Here is a 20,574-nt window from a genome sequence, read left to right on the forward strand (position 1 = left end):
GCTAACCGCAAAGGCGCAGAGACGCAGAGAAAAACTTAAAGTTTATTGGCTATACGCTTAATTCCATTCCTTAAGACAGAAATATTGAAATTGATCAATAGGCTGCACCAAGAAAGTCTTTTTCCTGTGTCTGATTAATTTCCATACTCTGTGCCTCTGCGTCTCTGCGGTGAACCATTACCTTGATTTTACATCTGCATTTCGCAGCGTCAGCTCTGTAAGATATTCCATCTCCCTCATATCAGCTCTGAGCCATTTTTCTTTTACTATAGACATAAGATATGCGGCCACGCTACAGGCAAGTCCCACAACAACGGTTGTAAATGCAGTTACCATACTTCCAGCCATTTTAGGCATATCACCCTGTGCCATGGCAGAAAGGGCAATGCCCATAGGTATCAATGTCCCCATGAGACCAAGGGCAGGTCCAACCCGAATGGCAAATCTAACCCTATCCAATGATTTGACCAAATCAAGCTCTGCTGACTGAAGGAGTCTCTCCAGCTTGATGTCTAATTCCGCTGCCTTGTCTTTGCACTCACATTCAAGCATCAATTGATACCTGCGTAATGGCAGTGATATACCCTGCACCCTCTCGATATATTCACGCAAGAATCCCCCAAACGAAATAACCATCCAGAATGTAAGCAAAGCAATCCCGGCAACCACCGGGTAAAAAAGGACAGAGGAGACGATATACAGATATGTCTCAAGTCCCGCAAGAATATTCATTGTTTAATCCCCCCTTGTGTTCTCTTTGCGAAAAACCCAATCAGCATTGCTGAAAAAAGCAGAGCAAATACCCCAATACTATTATTCAAATCAATATTGTTTGTCCCTGTTAGAAACGATCCGTATATCCCCTTTGCCTCTTCAATCTTTGGCGGTAGAACCAGTGTTGCAAGAAAATAAAGACCTATGCCTATCATACTCAGTCCAATGTTCACATTTGAATTACTGATGCAATTCATCCTTATCATGATAATGATAAGAAGGGTTAAAACAACAAAGGATGTGCCAATGCACAATCCCACAACTGGTGCAGGGAGTTTAATCACATTTAATGCTGCCCATGTAGAAAAGGTTATAGCAGCAACGCAAACAGGGCAGGGAATCCACAGAAATATTGCAGAGTATTTAGAGCAATGCTTGTGCTTTGTATTGTGCAGTAGATATATCCCCCATATCATCAATCCTGTTGCCATCAGCATGTGAAGGTATGGACCCTTTCTTAACACAGGCTCAAACAACTGGAACAGGCGACCTGAAAATGTCGCGATAAGTACAAAGGCAGCAAGATAACACAAGAGAATCAAGACTATGCCTTTTTTCCTTAGCCCTCCAAACCCAAGCCCAAAGCCAACCTTAACAGCAAATATGCTTAAGGTAAAGAGCATTCCGCCAATCCATAGAATAATGCTTAAATCCATGTTATTATCCCTCTAACCTAAAGGCTATATTTACCCTTAGACTCAACTCCTCTCTCTTTAGTCCCTCTGGAATACACAAAAATGGGCTTGCCTTCTTTACGCTCATGACAGCCTCATCATCCAGAATTTTGCAGCCTGATGAAGCGGCTATCTCAACATTCTTTAATCTTCCATCATTAGAAATACAAAATTGAACCCTTACCACCCCTTCAATCTCTTTTCTTCTTGCAACCTGAGGGTATTTTTTATTTCTTTCTATCTTTGCCTTAACCTTAACTGTATATTCCTGCAGCAAATTATCTTTAATAATCCCCTCTTGAGAGGGGTGGCTGCGAAGCAGACGGGGTGTGTTATCCCCTATAATCCGGGATTGTAATGGTTCAATGCCCTGAAATTCTTCTGCACAGGGCATACCCTGAACAGCACAGCTTTCTGTAGGGCTCGGTCCCTGACCGAGCCTATTTTCTTCTACTGCCTGAGTTTCAGCCGCACATGTGAGTACATGAGGTGTATCAAGTAAGGTTTTAGACAGTACTTGTGGATCCAGCATCTCATTTGTCACAGCAGGACTTGAGGTTTCGGTCAATGTCTGTGGTATCTCCTTCGGCATAGGAGCTGCCTCTGTTTTATGTAATGCCTGCGTTCTATGCAGCTGGACATCTTTAGCATCAGCTTGCATGCCCTTATCGTCCAAATTTTCTAGTAGTGAAACCATTATCAATCTCTCGGTATTCTTTTGCACCTGATCAGGATTACTGAAAATATTTCCCATCGTAAAAAAAATGATGTGCAATAAAGCAGAGATGATGAGACTACGATTCATCTTTTCCTTTTCCTTCTTGCTGCAATAATGCTACTCCTTCGGGGTTGCTTATTTTTTCCTTCCATCTTCTGTATTTAATCCCGAAGGAGTAGCATTATTATAGCATTCATTAATTAATCAACTATAATTATTTTATCTGTTGGTGCTGCTTCCCATGCAACACAAGATTTGTTTATACCCATAAAACCGAAAACTATCAATATATGGATTAGGGCAGATATTAGAATAGATACCTGAATGCCTGAGTAGTTACTCATAATTCATAATTCCCTTCACCATTACCTGTAATGTTTGGAGGATCTCACTATACTCAACATTCACCTCTACCTCATACGCCTCCAGGAGATTTTTGGGGGTAAGTACTTGTTGAGAAATACCATCACACAGAATCCTGTGATTATGCAATAAGATGAGCCTGTCGCAGAATCTTGCGGCTAAATTCAAATCATGAATAACCATGACTGTGGTAATTCCATGTTCACGAACTAATGTCTTCACCAGCCCAAGTACCCTCATCTGGTGTTTTATATCTAAGTTTGCCGTTGGTTCATCCAGCATAAGTATCTTGGGTTCCTGAGCAAGTGCCCTGGCAATGATTACAGCCTGCCGCTCACCACCACTTAACTCATTTATTTGTCGATGTCGAAAGCCAATGGTATCGGTTTTTCTCATTGCCTCTTCACACACCGCTAAATCTTGTTTGGTGACACCAAACCTATTTTCTTGATGGGCATATCTACCCATTAACACTACATCCTCAACCGTAAACAGGGGTGGAATGAATATGCTTTGCGGCACCACAGCCATAATTTTGGCAATCTCTTTTCGGGAAAGGCTGCTTATATCTTTGTCATCCAACATAATCTTTCCGTTTAATGCACGCTTTACACCGGTCATTACCTTAAGCAAGGTAGTTTTACCCGCACCATTTGGACCGATAATGCCTAAGAATTCTCCCTCAGAAACATGGAAGTTAATCCCTTCAAGCACGGAAAATTCACTATAGGATGCTTTTATGTTTTCTAACCTGATCATTTTACCACCAACTAACTGATTTTTTCCTTCGCCGTAATAGATACACAAAATATGGTGCACCGATAGCTGCCGTGATAATACCTATAGGTATCTCCATCGGCTGAGTAACTGTTCTGGCTAATATATCAGCCAGAACAAGAAATATGCCACCACCCAGGGCAGATGCCGGCAGAAGGATATAGTAGTTAGGACCAACTATTAATCGGGCTATATGAGGGATAACCAATCCTACAAACCCAATTATTCCAGAGACAGCAACAGAAACAGCTGTAACAAGGCTTGCGGCTATTAAGAGTATTCGCTTACACCATTCAACATCTACCCCAAGATGTAATGCCTGTTCCTCACCAAAGGCAAGGACATTCAGTTCCCTTGAGAACAGATAAAGCACTATAATCCCACAAAGTATGGGCAGAGCCACAATCTTGACATCCTGCCAACTACCTGAGGCAAATGAGCCCATCAACCATAACACTATGTCCCGCAAGGTATGTTCAGAGGCAATCAGCTTCAGGAATGAAACAGCTGCATAAAGAAAGAATCCCACAGCAATGCCTGATAAAAGCAGTGTTTCAGTTGGAATCCTGCCCTCGGTTCTGGCGATATTATAAACCACAAATATGGTTGCTGTAGCACCCAAGAAAGCCATAGCCGGTATGGTTAGTCCACCAAACACCGTACCAATACCCAGTACCATGGCCAAGGCTGCCCCGCAAGCCGCACCTGCAGACATACCCAAAACATAAGGCTCGGCCATGGGATTACGGAATAAGCCTTGCATGGCTGCCCCTGATATGGACAGCCCCATACCTACAAGCATGGCAAGTATAACCCGCGGTGTGCGAATATCGAGCACAATTGTCTCTGCAATACTATTCCAGTCAGGCTGAAAAAATAACCCGCAGGAAATCTTATGTCCCCATATCTTGAGAATGACTAATGGATGGATAAATACAGGACCTATCATTACCCCAATGATACACGCCATGACTACGCCAATAACTAATATAAAAAGATATTTCTTTTGTTTACGGCTCATCTATTTGCCCTCTTGATAGTTACTATTCCCCAACAGAAACAAAGGATAAATACAAGAATCATAATTACAAGGGAATTTATATTCACTGGCTGTCCGAGAAAACTTGCCCGCAAGGCACTACTTGCATGGGTTAGTGGTAAAAAATTGAGTCCTGCCTGAATAAAATACGGCAGTTTATTTATCGGGAAAAATGTTCCACAGAAAAAAGACATGGGCATAATGAAAAAGTTAGAGAATGTAGCTGTGTCCTCATGTGATTTGGCTAAAAAGCCGGAGATAACACCAAAGCAGGCAAAGATTAAGCAATTCAATATCCAGACAGCCCAAAAGACATGATTGACAGGAAATCCTGCCCCAAATATGCTTGCGGCTATTAAAACAAGGGATGAGGCAAAAAGACCCCGCACTACGCCGGATAAGACCTCACCAAGCATAATATCGACAGCCGTTACAGGGCTTACCAAATACTCATCAAAGGTCTTAAAGTGGAGTCTTCCAACCGTAATCGAGGTAGCAATCCATGTGTAAGAGTTGGTCATAGAGCTCATGGCACAAATCCCCGGCACAACAAAGGCAAGATAAGAAACACCATCAACACTCATCCCTCTACCCAATCCTAATCCAAAAGCAATCAGATAAAGCAGAGGGGTAATCATGGTAGAGAATAGATAGCCAAGCTTGGCTATCCTTTGCCTGAATATGATCATCTCTCGCAAGAATATAGGGTAAAAATTCATCTCTCAATCCTCTCCCCTGTAAGTTTAATAAACGCATCCTCTAAGTTTGACTTTCTGATAACCACATCATCAACCCGCTTTTCTGCAAACTCATACGCTGACTCTCTGGTATCAAACAGCCTGTAATTTGTTACTCCATCATCGAGTGATTCAACGACAAAGCCGCCTATTTTTGCCTTGAGTTCGGAAGGATTGCCAAGGGCAATTAGCTTACCATGGCTAAGGATGCCAACCTGCCGGCAAAGAAACTCTGCCTCTTCAATGTAATGTGTAGTAATCAGGATAGTTACCCCTTGCCGGTTTAAGTCGCGTATAAGATCCCATATCTGGCGTTTTATCTGTGGGTCAAGCCCTACGGTTGGCTCATCCAGAAACAACACCCCTGGTCTGTGCATAATAGCCCGACAAATAAGCAGCCGCCTTTGCATACCACCGGAAAATGTTGAAACCTTGCTGCCTGCCCGAGCTGAAAGCTCAGCCCACTTGAGTAACTCATCTATCCTTTCTTTTATTTGCTTCATCCTATGGAGCAAGCCATGGATATAAAGATTTTCATAGCAAGTAAGTTCTTTGTCAATATTATTCTCCTGTGGGCAGACACCAATCAATTGCTTTACTCTGCCAGCCTCTTTGACTACATCAAACTCATTGATTTTTGCCTGACCAGAGGTTGGTTGAATCAGTGTATTAAGCATTCGCATGCAAGTAGTCTTCCCGGCACCATTTGGCCCCAAAAGCCCAAAAATCTCACCCTTCTCAATATCCAGATTCAATTCATCTACGGCAACGAGATCCCCAAATCTTTTGCTTAAGTTTTCAATATGTATCATAATTTTATTCCTTTAATTAAAATTAATTAAAATTTCTCTTGACAAAAAGTATTATTTGATATATACTTTATATAGAATTACGATGAGAGGGCACACCTAAGGTTTCGTCCGAAGGTTACTCCCTCTCCTTTTTTTTGCCCAATTTTTTCTCCAAGTGATTGATGTAAATGTAATACTTATGAAATTTCCTCAAAAGAGCTGAATATTTGTTAGGATTGGGAATAAGAATATGCAGAAGTTTTCTTTTCTTCTCTAAGTATTCAATCAAACAATGGAAATCACCATCACCAGAAACAATAACTGCTTTGTCGTAGTTAGGATATTCAATCATTGTATGCAAAACTAATTCTGCATCAACATTTCCTTTTGCACGCTCTACCCCTTCTTTTTTATAGTAGAGCGTTGGCTTAAAGATGATTATATATCCCGCCTTTTGCAAAAATGTATATAATGCTTCGTTCCCTGCAACATAACCAATAAAAAGAAATGCTTTTGTAACTTTGTATTTGTCTTTCAAATAAATGTAAAATCTGGCAAAATCTAACTCCCAACCGCAATCTTTAATCGCCAGGTTTAAGTTTTGACTATCTATAAAGGCATAATTATTTTCCAAGGGTCTCATTTAACACCTCCCTCCACAATAGCAATCTCTTCTTCGGTCAAGCCATAAAAGCTATAATAATGCCACCCCGTTGGGGTTGTGGTTTGCTTGTTAAACCCCGAAGGGGTGACATTATTGTAGCTCTGGATGAATAAATTTAATCAAATTCCGCAATGCCTCTGGAAACCGCACTACGCTATGAACCGAGCTGCCGTCTATGGCATACACACGGTTATTTTTTATTGCCTTTACTTGATTAAAGTATGGTTTTTCTTTTATCGCGGCTATCCTGGTTTTTTTGTCTTTCTCTGCCCAATAGGTAATAACAATCACATCAGGATCCTTGCTGATTATATATTCATGTGAGATCTCTGGAGTCTGTCGATTGATATCACCAGCTAAATTAATTCCACCCGCCATCTCAATTAGTTCGTTGACAAGCGTTGGTTTACCATAAGTCAGATTGCCAGAACCCCACCAAAAATAAACAAGAGGCTTATATGATAGAGGCATCACCCTCTCTTGCAGCTTAGAGTTTTCTGTCTGTATCCTTTTAGTTATATTTTCTGCCTCTTTTTTCTTGCCAAGCAGCACCCCTAATCTTTTTATCTGCTCAATCCCATGGGACACATCCCGGGCAGTTCCAAACGAGGCATAGGGAATACCCCATTTCTTAAAACCTTGAGTATATTTTCCCGGTGCCTCAAGGGAGTCATAGAGAATAACCAAGTCCGGGGAAAGTGAAACAATCTTCTCAATATTGATATTGCTAAACCCTCCTACCCTTGGTTTATCAAGCACTTGAGGATATTTTTCGCAAACCCATGTATAAGACAAATCTATTTTTTCCGGCACACCAACGATCTTGCTGCCTGCACCCATTTCAAATATTGCAGGTATAAGCGTCGCACTTACAGCCACAATCCGCTTTGGTATTTTATCCAAAACTATTACCCTGCCAAAGTCATCCTTGCCTATGATCTCTGCATTGACAGGAAGAAGATTTACAAAAACACTAATGATAGATAGCAAAATTATCGAATTAATCCTCATTTCTACAGTACCCCCTTGATACCTGCGACAATCTGTTCACGATTCAAATCCTCAAGCTCTAAATATTTTGCACCCATTGCCTCTGCTATCTCCAATGCCTTACTAAGACTAAGAAAGCCTTTTTCCGTATTAATCACTAAGGATCTTATCCCTGCCTCTTTTATCCTCAAGGCAATATCCTTTGCCTCTTCTATGGGCGATTTTGTCTTGTCTGTTCCTGCATTTGCCCTGCCATCTGTCAAAACTACCAGCAGGGGATAACAATTTGTATCCCTTTTCTTCTCCTGCATTAACACCTCATACCCTCGTAACAATCCTTGTGGAAGCGGTGTTTTTCCGCCGGTTGGCAATTCCTTGAGCTTATCCTTTGCCATCTCTACACTCGATGTAGGTGGAAGTAGAAGTTCAGCCTGATTACCCTTAAAAGCTACCAGCCCTACCTTATCCCTTTTTTGATAGGCATCGATCAACAATGAAAGTATGGCACCCTTAGTTTCAACCATCCTTTGATTTGCACCCATAGAACCTGATGCATCAACCACAAACAGGATGGTATTACCTATCTTTTTCTTTCTCACCTTTTGGCGAATATCCTCTTGCCTTATATTCAGGGCAACCCCATTTTTATCCCGATGTGCCTGATATGGTGATGCAGCCCTAAGGGTAGCATCAAAAGCCAGATCAGTGCATTTACCATCAGGCAGGGTGCTTCTTACATACCTGCCTGATTTAGAATCCGTGCAGGTGGTGCTTCGTCTGCCGGATGATGACCGAACATTACGATCCTGAGGCAGGATTATCCTCTGAACATTGTATGGTTCGCCTACCTCAAAATGTGTCTCTGTAGAGGCATCAGAGGATTGTCTTTCTGTCTGTTCATCCGATGGCGATTGGTCTTTTTTTTCCTGTTCCTGTTGTTGCTGCTGTTCTGTCTGTTGTTGTTGCTGCTTATGCTTATTCATGGTTTCCTGTAGTTTTTCTGTATCCATCTTCTGTTCCTGAAACGGCTTTCTTCGCATACGGTGTGGCAGTACCAATTCTGCTGCCTCCTTCACATCATCCTCAGTCACCTGTGTTCTGGAATGATACGCAGTCAATGTCTCTGCTGTTTTCATCATCACAATATCTGCCCGATGCCCGTCAACACCCATATCAACAGCAATTTGGGCAATCAAATTCAGCAGCTCATCAGCTATAGCCACCCTCTTCAACAACTCTTTTGCCTTTACTATTGTCTCTGAAAGTCGTTTTTCCTCTGCCTTCCATTCATGATAAAAGGAATGCGGATCCTGTTCATATCTTGCCCTGCGTTTGATAATCTCAACCCGCAGAGCAGTCTCCTTCACCCCCTCAATATCCACACACAACCCAAATCGGTCAACAATCTGGGGTCTTAGCTCACCCTCCTCAGGGTTCATGGTACCAACCAGCATAAAATGTGCCGGATGTGAAAACGAGACACCTTCCCGTTCTACTATATTTACGCCCATAGCCGCAGAATCCAATAGAACATCCACCAGATGGTCATCCAACAGATTAACCTCATCAATATAGAGTATTCCCCGATTAGCCGAAGCCAACACACCCGGTTCAAAGTGTTTTTCCCCTTTCTTGATTGCCTTCTCAATATCAAGGGTACCCACCACCCGGTCCTCGGTAGCCGATACCGGCAGATTAACCACCTTCATCTTCCGCTTGATAACCAATAAATCTTTATTCTGCCGGCAGCTTTCACACATCAGATGCACATCCCCTGGACTGCAGCCAAAAGGGCAGTCTTCTACCACCTCAATCTCTGGCAGCAGATTGGCTAATGCCCTCACAGCAGTGGACTTAGCCGTCCCCTTCTCACCGCGGATAAGCACACCGCCAATCCGTGGATTAATGGCTACCAATATAAGTGCCAGCTTCATCTTATCCTGACCAACTAATCCGGTAAATGGATAGACAGTATCTGCAAAACAACTCATGTTATTTTATCCTCCCCATTTTGCCTTAATCTCCTGCATCTTAGCCCCCCAGTCAGCCACATCCTCGGCAGTCAGAATATCTATTGAGCCGCCCTGAAAGTCACCGGTTACATCGCCCATTTTTTCTTCAATCCAGCCCTCAATCTCAAGATATGCGTCCTTGAGTCCGGCTAAGACATCCGGATCAGCATCCCACAGACCACGCTGGTGGGCTTCCAACAGCCGGCGGCCGATTTCTTCTAATGCCCAGGGGTTATTTTCCTCAAAGAATTTTTTGTTCTCCTCATTCAGGACAAAGGTGCTGGTAATGTCATCGAATATCCAGTCATCTACCTCTTGAGTAGTTGCCTCCCAGCCATAAACCCTGCCAATGCGTTTGGATATATCACCAGCCCCTTTGTAGCCATGTTGTTTCATCCCCTCAATCCATTTTGGATTGAGTAGTTTTGTTCGGACAACTCGTCTGACTTCATCTGCCATATCCCGAACCTCAATATGCTCTGGCTCACGGGTATCACCATAGTATGTCCTGACCTCTTTACCGGATAGATGTCTTGCCGCAGCAGTCATCCCTCCATGTGTACCAAAGTAACCGCAGCAGCCAAACAAATCGTACTCATCGCTGACTACCTTATTGTAAGTTATATCTACACTCTTCAGATTATCAGCCAATTGTTTGTGTTTCTCCTCCCCAAATATCCCTTTACCGTAGGCATAGCCATTCCAATAAACAAAGACATCGGACAAGTCCTTTTCCTCCTTCCATGCTGAGGCATAGACGGCAAGTTGCGTTCCTGCCTGATATGTCCCGGGCTTTGAGGCAAAGACGCGAAGGGTGGCATTTCGCCAGGCATCTTTGTTTTCTTCGCTCTCTCCTGCCTCTGCTATTTGAGCCAATGAATGCTTCCGCACAAAGTTCATCCGGGCCGGCTCCGGCAGGGAGGCCACGGCCTGAATAGCCTCATCAACAAGCTCCATACAGTTAGGGAAGTTGTCCCTGGTAATGCCTGAAACACGGATAGTAACATCTATTCGTGGTCTGCCCAATTCCTCAAGTGGAATAATATCAAATCCCTTTACCCTACCGTTTGGCTGCCAGAGAGGCTTTACCCCCAGGAGGTAAAATATTTGTGCCATGCCCTCGCCATCAGCCCACATAATATCCGAGCACTGCCAATAGATAGCAACATTCTCAGGGATTTTACCTTCTTCCTGCTTATGTTTTTTAATCACTGCATCAGCCAATTTCTGCCCTATCTGCCAGGCTGCCTTTGTTGGAATCCGATGAGGGTCAAGCGAATAAAAATTCCTGCCTGTTGGCAGAATATCATCCCTTCCGCGGGTAATCAACCCTGATGGACCAGGCAGGATATAGCCGCCGTCAAACCCATGCAGCAACGACTCAATCTCCTGAGATTCATCAATCCGCTTGTTCAAATCAACCAACCTTTCCTTGATTACCACAAGCGAGTCTATATATTCCACCTTCTTCAGCCTCTCACCAAGTATATCCTTAGCGAGCCTGTCCATGTCTTTTTCATCGATTGTCATCCTGCGGATAAATTCCCTGCAAAGGGTATTAATTTCCTCTAATAACTCCCCGTAAGCTTGATGGTGATGCGGACAAACCTTGCCGCTGTCTGCCAGCATATCAGACAGATTCATACCCATCATCCCGGCAACTATCTTTCGCAGCGAAACCTTTTCACCGGTGTCGTATCGCAAAATGGAGTTGATGAAGTCTAACCGCTTCTCACCTTCCGGCAACTGACCAAAGATATGCATCCCATCCTGAATCTGGGTATTTCTGATTTTAGACAGGATACCATGGGTTGCCTGAACTATTTCACCAAAAGGTAATGAATGAACCTCTGAATCACCTAATTCGGCAAGCGATAATTTTTTAAATTCGCAATTCGCAATTCGCAATTCGCAATTAACTTTTATCTCTTTGTCCAGATTGGTCTTCTGGATGGCATCCATAATCAGATGCTGCAAGGCATGAGCCCGTCCATGGTCAATGTCCTTCAACTGTTCATACTCCCCCAAGAACCTGCCGAGCTCCTCCAACTCCTCATAAAGCCCGCCTTGGGTCATCACCGTTTGCATGTGGTCAACCAGGGTGGCATAGCTGCGACGCTTAGCAATGGTGCCCTCCGGGGGGTTATCCGCATTGTAGATGTAAAGGTGCGGGATGTCGCCAATCCCAATGTCCGGATAGCAATCACCAGACAGGGCAGTGCCTTTGCCGGGCAAGAATTCCAGGTTGCCGTGTGTGCCGACATGGACAATCGCATCTACACCAAAATCGTATTCCAGATAACGATAAGTCGCCATATATTGATGTGGTGGAGGAATATCCGGATCATGTAGGATTTTGCAGACCTGTCCATCGCATCTTGCCCCGGCACAGCCACGCTTTGGCTGAACACAGACAACCGTATTCCCATACGCTACACCTGTAACTAATATTCGTCCATCGTAAACCATAGCCGGCGGCACACCATTTACCTCCTCACCCGGTGGATTTCCCCATGCATCACACATCCGCTGCCTGACCATTGGTGAAAGGGTATTAAACCATTCCTCGTATTCCTCTTTGGTTACCTGCTTCAGCACACCACCCTTTTTGACTATCTCATCCGTAGTTGTCCAGCGAAACTCACTGATTGCCTTGCGGTCCATAATCGTGGTGATAAGCTCCTTGCCGTCAGTTGGCGGCTCGACGGCATATCCCGCCTCTTTCATGCGATGCATTATTCGGGCAACACTTTCCAGGGTATCCAGATGAGCACCCCCTCCTACCGTGGCTTCTACTGAGGCACAAGGGTTGTTGTTCAGGATAAAAGCCACCTTACGCTCGGCGACTGGCTTTTGTCGAAGCTTTACCCAGTTAGCAATCCGGCGGACAACCTTACGGCACCGCTCCTCGATCGGCATCCGCTGTTGCAAGCCGCCCTTTTCATCACTTAAGCCACCAATGATAAAAGGCTCAATTACCCCCTCAAACTCAGGCATAGCAATACTCCAACCAACGCTGGTGCCTAATCCATGGGAGTCATTCTGCCACTCATCTATGGTTTTGTAATAAGAGGTTATGGGTGAGAACACCGGCACATCAAGCCTTTTTAGTATCTCCACCCCACTGGAAGCAACCTCCTTGTCGTCAAAATCTTTCCCCTGTGTATTACCTATGAAGAAATTCTGGAGCTTGATAAGGGCATCAATTCGTGGTGTTCCATCCTCACGCAGGAAATATTCACAAACCACCTCACCGCTCCCCTTGCAGCCTTGTTCTTCATTCTTGACTGAGTACGAAAATGCCGGGATGACATTCAAACCCAATGCCTCTAATTCACGAATAAGGGCATCTTCAACCTCAAGATTGTTATTTACCCAGTAGTGGCGGGAAAAAAGGATACCGACAGTAGGAATTTTGGATTGCGAATTGCGAATTGCGGATTTATGAAGATGATACCAATTCAGGTATTCCTCAATAGTGCCAAAGATTGATGGGGCATCCGGGTGATACAGCCCTTCCCATGGCACATGTTTTGGCTCTGCCGCCGATAGATCAAGCCCAACAACCTCATGGGCAATATATTTCAGCATATTGGTGAAATTTTCCTCACCACCAATTATTATATAGGAATAAGTTTTGGCAGCAACCTCCGGTTTAACGGTAGAAAGCATCCAGTAGGACGGGTCATATCCAATACAGACAATAGGAATCTTTTTGCCTATCTCCTGTAGCTTTGCCTCAATCGTCTCCCAAAAACCCTCGCTTGAGCGATAGAGAAGAATGGCATCAGCCTTCGCTGCCTCCTCAAGCACTGCCTCAAGAATATCCGGCTCATCAGCAAGTTTTTTGGCAGAATAAGCCTTAAGCTCAACTGATTCGGCAACATTTTTGCTTGCCTTGACAAGCATATTTAGATGGCTGTGCCACATAATAGCGACTATTCGCATAAAAATACCTCCCTCTATAATAATGCCGCCTTGTTGGGGTTACAGGGATACTATCCCCCTTGTCTTCCTGCATTCACAGGGGCAGGCTCTGTCCGTGAAGGCAAGCAGACTTCCGAAGTTTTCAAAACTTCGGAAGTCTAAGCGTTTTCCCTCACAAGGGGATACAATTAATATTTACATTTTACCTCAAAAGTAACCGTCCTCCTGGGTGCCTTGTAGTACTGGTAATACTCTTTGTCAAGGAGATTATCCACAGCCAGCGACAGTCCTATATTTCCCCTCAAGGCATATCCAATTCGGACATCCACTGTGTCCACCGTATCATACGCCCCATACACACCCTTTACCACATCGATATTATCAGAAGCAGCGTACATCTCCTTTACCCAGTGCCATGTGCAAGAGGCATCTAAGGCATTTCTATGAAAAGAAACCCCGAGATTATACATCTTTTCAGGCACATACTCAAAATCCTTTCCAACTGTTTTGGGTTCTGCTGGATTTGAGGTAATCTCTGTATCCTGCAATGTATAATTAGCAAAGGCATCTAACCCGGCAGCCAGTTTCATCTTACCCTCCATTTCAAACCCGGCTATCTGTCCACGACCTGCATTCTCCCGGATAGAATATGTCTCGGTAACCCATTTGTTATAAATAAGGTCATCTATCTTACTCTGAAAATATGTTGCGGAAATAGCTATTTTACTTAAGTGCTGGTCAATACCTATCTCCCAGCTTTGTGTGGTTTCGCAAGAAAGCTCAGGATTACCCACATAAGTTTTACTGCCGGATTTCCATGTTCTATACAATTCATAGATTGTTGGTGGTCTAAATGCCTTGCCCCATGAGGCACGAATACCATCCAACTTGTATAATCCTTTCTCAAATTCCGGCTTGTAGAGGAGACCTACCTTAGGAGAAAATGCCTGCTTTTCTTTATCTTCATATATCGTTGATTTGGTGCCATCAATCAACGAGGCATCGTAGTTTTTCCATGTATCGTATCGTGCGCCCAGGAATAGTTTCAGGGCATTAATCAGTTGAACCTCACCCTGAGTATAGAAGGCAATGGTTCTTGCCTTTCCTCCTACCTCATAGGTCGGATTACCTGTGCCTATGGACGACTCATCCTTCCAGTTACTAACCTTCCAATCCTTAGCTCTGGCAGAATCATCCCTGTAGGTCAGACCACAGGTGATGAGATTGGTCTCCATTAACGGAATGTCGAGCTGCACCTCACCAAAAAGGGTATCCCTTGGAGAGGTCTTGGACAATTTTCCTGAACCCCCAGAATAATTTGCTCCGGTTTCCGGGCTTACATAGAAACTATTGGAATCACTAAAATTGAGCCGCCCTTTTAAGGCAATCTCTCCGAGCAAGGTATCATAACACAATCCATAGGTATTATCTTCCAATTCTCCCCATGTGCCTAAGAAATCCTTCGGAGAAAGCGTCATCGTTCCTTCACCCGGCAACTCAACCTTACCACTATCAACAGGTTTTCCGCTTCCATCCACAAGATTACTTTGTGGGTCACGATACCCATATTCCCGACTGTTTCCTTTATACGAAAAGGAAAGATTGGATGCCGGGTTCAGGGAATAAAAAAGCCTGAAACCATATTGATCTTGGTCCCAGTAGTTTTTGCCCTTATCCCCAAGCAAATAGGTAGTGTTGCCCTTGTTATCCGTTGTCTTTGTCCAACCCGTAACCTGAGCAGCTGAAGTGCCTGGGGTTACAGATTTAGTCACCAAATCCGTTCTATCTCCCTTACTTATTTTCTTCTCAAGGTTAACGGAAAAGGATAGTTTGCCGATCTTATTTCCATAGCTTAGGATGTGGCGATAAGTATTGTAAGCAGAGGCAGAGCTTTTGACCTCAAAGCCCTCCTTTTTAGGTATTTTGGTGATAACATTTATGACACCACCCATTGCCTCTCCGCCGTAAAGGCTTGAAGATGGACCCTTGACCACCTCTATCTTTTCTATATCTCCAATTGGTAAGTTGCTCAAATATGTTCCACCGTTATAGGCATCATTTAGCGGCATTCCATCAAGCAGCACCAAAGTCCTCTGTTCCCCGCTAAACCCACGAAGCGTAGCCCTGCTCCTTGTATCTGCAAATTTGGTTCGTTTCTGCACTACCCCTGGCTCATACTTGAGTGCCTCATCCACAAATGTAACCCTTTTCTTCTCCATCTCATCCCTTGTTATTACTGAGGCACTTACAGGCAGATCACTAATCTTCTGTTCAATCTTTGTTGCGGTAACCACAACCTCCTCTAATTCAATCACCCCTGTTGAGGCAGCACCTCTGGCAACTGTCCCTTGTTGTCCTGCAAAACCAATCCCAGACAAGATAGTAACCAAACTCATCCCAAAGCCCATCCTTAACCAAAATCTTTTCATTCTTACACGTCCTCCTTTGTGTTACGATTTTAGAAATTATAGCACAAGATGTGAATTGTGTCAAGTAAAATTTCGAGTAAGGGCAACCGCAGGGGGTTGTCCTTACAATTCACGGAGGGATTGTTACAGATGCTCCTTTCCGGCTTTATTTGGTTTTTCAGCAATAAGTATCCTCCAGCAGTATCCACCAATAAATCCTCCAACCGTACCTGCAAGGAGAAAGACAAAAAGGAGCAGGTCGCCTTGATCGGTATTAATAATTGGCTGCCTTGCCTCTCTGCCATGCTCTGCGGCGTATTTTTCAACAACCGATTCATCAACCCCGCTCCATTTAGATTCTTTTGCAAATGCAGGGGTAGAAAATAACAAGGACAGAAGGGTTAAGAGGATTAACAAGGGTGTGGTTATGTTCTGACTTCTGTATTCTGTCTTCTGTCTTCCATCTTCTGTCTTCTGACTTCTGTCTCCTATATTCTGACTCCTATATTCTGACTTCTGAATTCTGACTTCCATTTTCACTACCCCCAATTTCATAAGCATATCCGGCCTCTTTTTGTAAAGCAGCACAATCATGCCTGCTGTCATAGCCCCCTCAAGGATTCCCAATGGAAGCTGTGTTGGGATGAAGGCAATGAGTATCTTCCAGAAAAGCGGTAAGAATGGTGAATCCCCCCTTATGCCTGAGGCAAGTTCAATGGATGTAGTGGTATATGTTGCCCAATCTGCAAGCAGTCCTGCCGCAAAGCCTGCAATCCAGAGGTTAGCCTTTAACGCCCTCAATCCCTTGAAGGTTAAATATCCTGCAAATGAGCCCATCACACCCATGGAGACAATATCCGCACCCCAGGTACTCAAACCACCGTGAGCAAGGAAGAGGGCTTGAATAAGAAGAGCCGCGGCTGAGACAAGTATGCTGACATAAGGGCCAAGTAATATCCCTGATATGCCTGTCCCGCACGGATGGGAACATGTGCCTGCAGTCGGTACTGGTATGGGCATACAAGAGATAATGAAAACCACTGCGGCCATTAATCCTATGAGTGGCTTGAACGATAGGTCAACACTTGAGAGTTTCTTCACCTTGTACAACCCAAATGCCACAAATGGCATGGCAATAGCAAGCCAGAAAACTGCCCAATTGAGCGGCAGTATCCCCTCTGAGATGTGCATGGCATGGGCATTGTTCCTAATCAATAAAAACCCAATGGTTAAGAGCAATCCTGCAAACAATCTGTCTCTCATCTTAATGTTTCGTTTATTTTGCATTTTTACCTCCTTTTATTTTGTAAGTGTTCGTAACTACTCAGGTATTCAAGATTCTGTATTTTTGCTACCTGAGTAATTATACATATTCAGCTATCAACTAGATTTATCTTCTTTCCTCAAAAACAAAAAACCCAACCTTCACTAAGAAGATTGGGTTTTATTTCCCTTTCATTTCCTTCCCGCGAAGATATAAGATTAGGTAATCGACCGGACTTGTCACTAACTAAGTGATATTACCGTTGCGGGGCAGTGCCTTGAATCTCACAAGGACTTCCTTTACCTATCCAATTTTAAATTAAAAGATATCATAACTTTTAGTAGATTGTCAACAAAGTTTTTGGTTTGGAGATTATATGCAATCTGATAAATAATTTGACATAATAGTTGTATTTCCACCCCCTACCCCCGCCAGCGGGGGATAGCTTCGTGGATGTCCCCCGCTCTGGTCGCTGGATTATATAGGTAATTACTCCAGTCCCCGCCAGCGGGGGATAGCTTCGTGGATGTCCCCCGCTGGCGGGGGTAGGGGGTGGAAATTCCCTACGAAGTATATCAACTTAATTAATGGTTTGAGATTATAACAACATGAGATTTCTTGCTTTTGATAACGGAGTTAAAAATATATTGCAATCATCGTTAATAACCATTAAAATTAAGAATAAAATTAAGGTCAAATAAACAAATGCTAAAAAAATACTATCTTATTGTCTTCATTATCTCTATAGCCTTACTTAGTTGTAACCAAGCAAAAAAACATAGAACTAAAAAAGAGATTCCTTTGCCTGGTGATGTGGTAATTTCAAATTGCCAGATTGGTAAATATGGTCAAACTTTAATTATTACCTCGCCTGGCGATCCTAAGACTTTCAACCCTATTATGAGTAATGAAAGTTCAAGTAGCGAAATCATAGGAAGAATGTGCGAAGGTTTAACCAGTATCAATAACCAATCTCAAGAAGTAACTAACCATGGATTAGCTAAATCATGGAAAGTAGCTAAAGATAATAAGACTTGGACCTTTTACTTAAGAAAAGGTATTTGCTGGTCAGATGGTTATCCATTTACAGCTGACGATGTCGTCTTTACTTTTAAAGTCATTTATGACTTTAAAATTCACCCGGCTACAGCTGACTTACTTATTGTCCATAACCAAAAGTTTAAAGTAGAAAAGATTGATCCTTACACCGTTAGGATTACCACTCCTACTATCTACGCTCCTTTCTTACGGGTTATGTCTTTTCCTATTATTCCTAAGCATAAGTTTGAAAAAGCATACTGGGAAGGCAAGTTTGAATCTACTTATCATATTAACACTCCTCCAGAAAATATGGCCTGGATAGGACCTTTTAAGTTAGAAAAATTTCTTCCTGCTCAAAAAGTAGTCTTAATTAAAAATCCATACTATTTCAAAATTGACAAAAAAGGACAACGTCTTCCTTATTTAGATCGAATTATCTTTATTATCGTTCCAGACTTCAATACCATGTCTTTAAAATTTCAAGCAGAGGAAAGTGATCTGCTTACTTCCATTCGAGCGGAAGACTATCTAGTTATAAAAAATAATGAAAAAAAAGGTAATTATAAAGTTTATAAGATTGGCTATGGTTTTGGTTCAAATTTTCTTTGGTTTAATCTTTGCCCCAATAAAAATCCTAAAACAGGTAAATTTTATGTAAACCCTATTAAGTTTAAATGGTTTACTAAGGCCGCCTTTCGTCAAGCCTTATCTTACGCTATTGACCAAGAGAGTATCATTAACACCATTTTTTTAGGTATGGGTTACCCAAGATGGGGGATAGATTCACCAAGCGTTAAGATGTGGTATAATCCTAATATTAAAAAGTATCCCTTTAATTTAAAGAAAGCCGAACAACTTTTAGTTAAAGAAGGTTTTATTAAGAAAGACCATCTTCTTTATGATCAAGAAGGAAATAAAGTAGAATTTACCCTTTTTACTAATAGCGAAAATGATGTTCGAATTACTATGGCTAATTTAATTAAGAATGACTATCAAAAGTTAGGCATTACTATGCATGTAAATCCTGTTAACTTTAACACTTTGGTCTCAAAGATTGATGATACCTTTGACTATGAAGCTTGCCTTTTAGGCTTAGGAGGAGGAGATATCGATCCTGTTTCTCAGATGAATATTTTGAAATCTTCAGGTTTTACTCATCTCTGGTATCCCAAACAAAAAAAACCAGCTACTTTTTGGGAAGCAGAAATAGATAAACTTATGGATGAACAATTAACTACTTTAGACTATCACAAGCGAAGAAAGATCTACCACGAAGTTCAAGAGATAGTCATGGAAAATTGTCCGATGTTGTATCTTCCCAGCAGGGTTACTTATGTAGCGGCTAAGAACAAGATTGGCAATTTAAAACCTACCGTTTTAGAGCATTGCTTATTATGGAATCAAGAAGAACTATATTTTAAGGATTGAAGTGTATACTTATATTCTTCGCCGCTTACTTCACGCTATTCCTCTCTTAATAGGGATAACCTTTATTTCCTTCTTATTAATTCACCTTGCTCCAGGAGATTATCTTTCCACGCTTAAGATGAATCCTCAAATCTCTCCAGAAAAGATTGAAGCTATGAAGATAAAATTTGGATTGGATCAACCTTGGTTTATTCAATATCTAAAATGGCTTTGGGCTATCTTGCATTTAGATTTTGGAACATCGTTTACTTACCAAACTTCAGTTTCTAGCTTAATCTTGCAAAGACTCTTTAATACCTTTATCCTCTCTTTTAGCGCCTTACTCTTTTCCTGGTCATTAGCTATTCCTATGGGTATCTTATGTGCTGCTTATTACTCTTCTCTGATTGATAAGATTATCTCCTTTTTCTCTTTTTTAGGTCAATCTATCTCAGAAATTTTACTTTCTTTGGCCATGTTATTTTTAGCTCTTAAAACTGGATGGTTTCCTTTAGGGGGAATGACTAGCGTTGATTATGAATACTTATCTTGGGGAGACAAAGTCTTAGATTTACTCCACCATTTAATCTTACCTACCATAGCCTTAGGTGTCTTTTCTATCGCGTATCTTACTCGTTACATGCGTAGTCAAATGTTAGATATTCTTAAATCAGAGTATATTACCACTGCTTACGCTAAGGGATTGAGCAAGTCCTCAGTTATCTTAAAGCATGGAGCAAGAAATGCTATTAATCCATTGATTACTCTTTTGGGATTTGAAATAGCTGGTTTACTAAGTGGGGCTTTTATTGTGGAAAATATCATGTCCTGGCCAGGATTAGGAAGGTTAATTATGGAATCCTTATTTAGCCAAGACTTATACTTAGTAATGGGTTCTCTTTTGATATCTTCACTTCTTTTAATCATAGGTAACTTAATAGCTGATATTATGCTTTCTATGGTTGACCCGAGAATAAGGTTAGAATAA

The 20,574-nt window shown here is 42.4% G+C and carries 15 protein-coding genes; 2 read left to right on the forward strand and 13 right to left on the reverse strand.

Annotation, left to right across the window (positions count from 1 at the left end; genetic code table 11):
• Positions 1-177: 177 nt before the first annotated feature.
• The 13 genes from KJ849_03525 to KJ849_03585 all read right to left on the reverse strand — a co-directional run bounded on the left by KJ849_03525 (position 178) and on the right by KJ849_03585 (position 17,137).
• Positions 178-732, reverse strand: coding sequence for a MotA/TolQ/ExbB proton channel family protein (locus KJ849_03525; GenBank protein ID MBU2599630.1), 555 nt, complete (start codon positions 730-732; stop codon positions 178-180).
• A complete protein-coding gene (locus KJ849_03530; GenBank protein MBU2599631.1) occupies positions 729-1,430 on the reverse strand; it encodes a DUF2162 domain-containing protein in 702 nt (233 codons plus the stop codon). The genes KJ849_03525 and KJ849_03530 overlap by 4 nt, the downstream gene beginning before the upstream one ends.
• A gap of 4 nt (positions 1,431-1,434) precedes the next feature.
• The gene (locus tag KJ849_03535; protein MBU2599632.1) at positions 1,435-2,253 is read right to left on the reverse strand and encodes an energy transducer TonB; all 819 of its coding nucleotides are present in this window, start codon (positions 2,251-2,253) and stop codon (positions 1,435-1,437) included.
• 249 nt (positions 2,254-2,502) lie between these two features.
• Complete coding sequence (locus KJ849_03540; GenBank protein ID MBU2599633.1) at positions 2,503-3,288, reverse strand: ABC transporter ATP-binding protein; 786 nt, start codon at positions 3,286-3,288, stop codon at positions 2,503-2,505.
• A gap of 1 nt (position 3,289) precedes the next feature.
• Complete coding sequence (locus tag KJ849_03545) at positions 3,290-4,327, reverse strand: iron chelate uptake ABC transporter family permease subunit (protein ID MBU2599634.1); 1,038 nt, start codon at positions 4,325-4,327, stop codon at positions 3,290-3,292.
• Entirely contained in the window at positions 4,324-5,064 is a 741-nt protein-coding gene (locus tag KJ849_03550) for an ABC transporter permease (protein ID MBU2599635.1), read from the reverse strand. Before KJ849_03550 ends, KJ849_03545 begins: the two co-directional genes overlap by 4 nt.
• Positions 5,061-5,894: an ATP-binding cassette domain-containing protein gene (locus KJ849_03555; protein ID MBU2599636.1), complete on the reverse strand. Its 834-nt coding sequence runs from the start codon at positions 5,892-5,894 to the stop codon at positions 5,061-5,063. The genes KJ849_03550 and KJ849_03555 overlap by 4 nt, the downstream gene beginning before the upstream one ends.
• A gap of 115 nt (positions 5,895-6,009) precedes the next feature.
• Entirely contained in the window at positions 6,010-6,516 is a 507-nt protein-coding gene (locus KJ849_03560; GenBank protein ID MBU2599637.1) for an NYN domain-containing protein, read from the reverse strand.
• Between the two features lie 111 nt (positions 6,517-6,627).
• Entirely contained in the window at positions 6,628-7,548 is a 921-nt protein-coding gene (locus KJ849_03565; protein ID MBU2599638.1) for an ABC transporter substrate-binding protein, read from the reverse strand.
• A gap of 2 nt (positions 7,549-7,550) precedes the next feature.
• The gene (locus KJ849_03570) at positions 7,551-9,518 is read right to left on the reverse strand and encodes a putative cobaltochelatase (protein ID MBU2599639.1); all 1,968 of its coding nucleotides are present in this window, start codon (positions 9,516-9,518) and stop codon (positions 7,551-7,553) included.
• 6 nt (positions 9,519-9,524) lie between these two features.
• Complete coding sequence (cobN, locus tag KJ849_03575) at positions 9,525-13,487, reverse strand: cobaltochelatase subunit CobN (protein ID MBU2599640.1); 3,963 nt, start codon at positions 13,485-13,487, stop codon at positions 9,525-9,527.
• Between the two features lie 167 nt (positions 13,488-13,654).
• Positions 13,655-15,895 (reverse strand): TonB-dependent receptor, encoded by a 2,241-nt coding sequence (locus KJ849_03580; protein MBU2599641.1) that lies wholly within the window; start codon positions 15,893-15,895, stop codon positions 13,655-13,657.
• Positions 15,896-16,018: 123 nt separating this feature from the next.
• Entirely contained in the window at positions 16,019-17,137 is a 1,119-nt protein-coding gene (locus tag KJ849_03585; protein MBU2599642.1) for an energy-coupling factor ABC transporter permease, read from the reverse strand.
• 706 nt (positions 17,138-17,843) lie between these two features.
• On the opposite strand from KJ849_03585, the gene KJ849_03590 reads away from it, so the two are divergent.
• Entirely contained in the window at positions 17,844-19,607 is a 1,764-nt protein-coding gene (locus tag KJ849_03590) for an ABC transporter substrate-binding protein (GenBank protein ID MBU2599643.1), read from the forward strand.
• 1 nt (position 19,608) lies between these two features.
• A complete protein-coding gene (locus tag KJ849_03595) occupies positions 19,609-20,574 on the forward strand; it encodes an ABC transporter permease (protein MBU2599644.1) in 966 nt (321 codons plus the stop codon).

The organism is bacterium, from assembly GCA_018830565.1.
Classification (GTDB): domain Bacteria; phylum UBA9089; class JAHJRX01; order JAHJRX01; family JAHJRX01; genus JAHJRX01.

What these genes read in the sequence shown, in the direction of transcription:
- KJ849_03525 (MBU2599630.1), bottom strand. Translation starts at nt 732, where the DNA reads ATGAATATTCTTGCGGGACTTGAGACATATCTGTATATCGTCTCCTCT.
- KJ849_03530 (MBU2599631.1), bottom strand. Translation starts at nt 1,430, where the DNA reads ATGGATTTAAGCATTATTCTATGGATTGGCGGAATGCTCTTTACCTTA.
- KJ849_03535 (MBU2599632.1), bottom strand. Translation starts at nt 2,253, where the DNA reads ATGAATCGTAGTCTCATCATCTCTGCTTTATTGCACATCATTTTTTTT.
- KJ849_03540 (MBU2599633.1), bottom strand. Translation starts at nt 3,288, where the DNA reads ATGATCAGGTTAGAAAACATAAAAGCATCCTATAGTGAATTTTCCGTG.
- KJ849_03545 (MBU2599634.1), bottom strand. Translation starts at nt 4,327, where the DNA reads ATGAGCCGTAAACAAAAGAAATATCTTTTTATATTAGTTATTGGCGTA.
- KJ849_03550 (MBU2599635.1), bottom strand. Translation starts at nt 5,064, where the DNA reads ATGAATTTTTACCCTATATTCTTGCGAGAGATGATCATATTCAGGCAA.
- KJ849_03555 (MBU2599636.1), bottom strand. Translation starts at nt 5,894, where the DNA reads ATGATACATATTGAAAACTTAAGCAAAAGATTTGGGGATCTCGTTGCC.
- KJ849_03560 (MBU2599637.1), bottom strand. Translation starts at nt 6,516, where the DNA reads ATGAGACCCTTGGAAAATAATTATGCCTTTATAGATAGTCAAAACTTA.
- KJ849_03565 (MBU2599638.1), bottom strand. Translation starts at nt 7,548, where the DNA reads ATGAGGATTAATTCGATAATTTTGCTATCTATCATTAGTGTTTTTGTA.
- KJ849_03570 (MBU2599639.1), bottom strand. Translation starts at nt 9,518, where the DNA reads ATGAGTTGTTTTGCAGATACTGTCTATCCATTTACCGGATTAGTTGGT.
- cobN (MBU2599640.1), bottom strand. Translation starts at nt 13,487, where the DNA reads ATGCGAATAGTCGCTATTATGTGGCACAGCCATCTAAATATGCTTGTC.
- KJ849_03580 (MBU2599641.1), bottom strand. Translation starts at nt 15,895, where the DNA reads ATGAAAAGATTTTGGTTAAGGATGGGCTTTGGGATGAGTTTGGTTACT.
- KJ849_03585 (MBU2599642.1), bottom strand. Translation starts at nt 17,137, where the DNA reads ATGAGAGACAGATTGTTTGCAGGATTGCTCTTAACCATTGGGTTTTTA.
- KJ849_03590 (MBU2599643.1), top strand. Translation starts at nt 17,844, where the DNA reads ATGCTAAAAAAATACTATCTTATTGTCTTCATTATCTCTATAGCCTTA.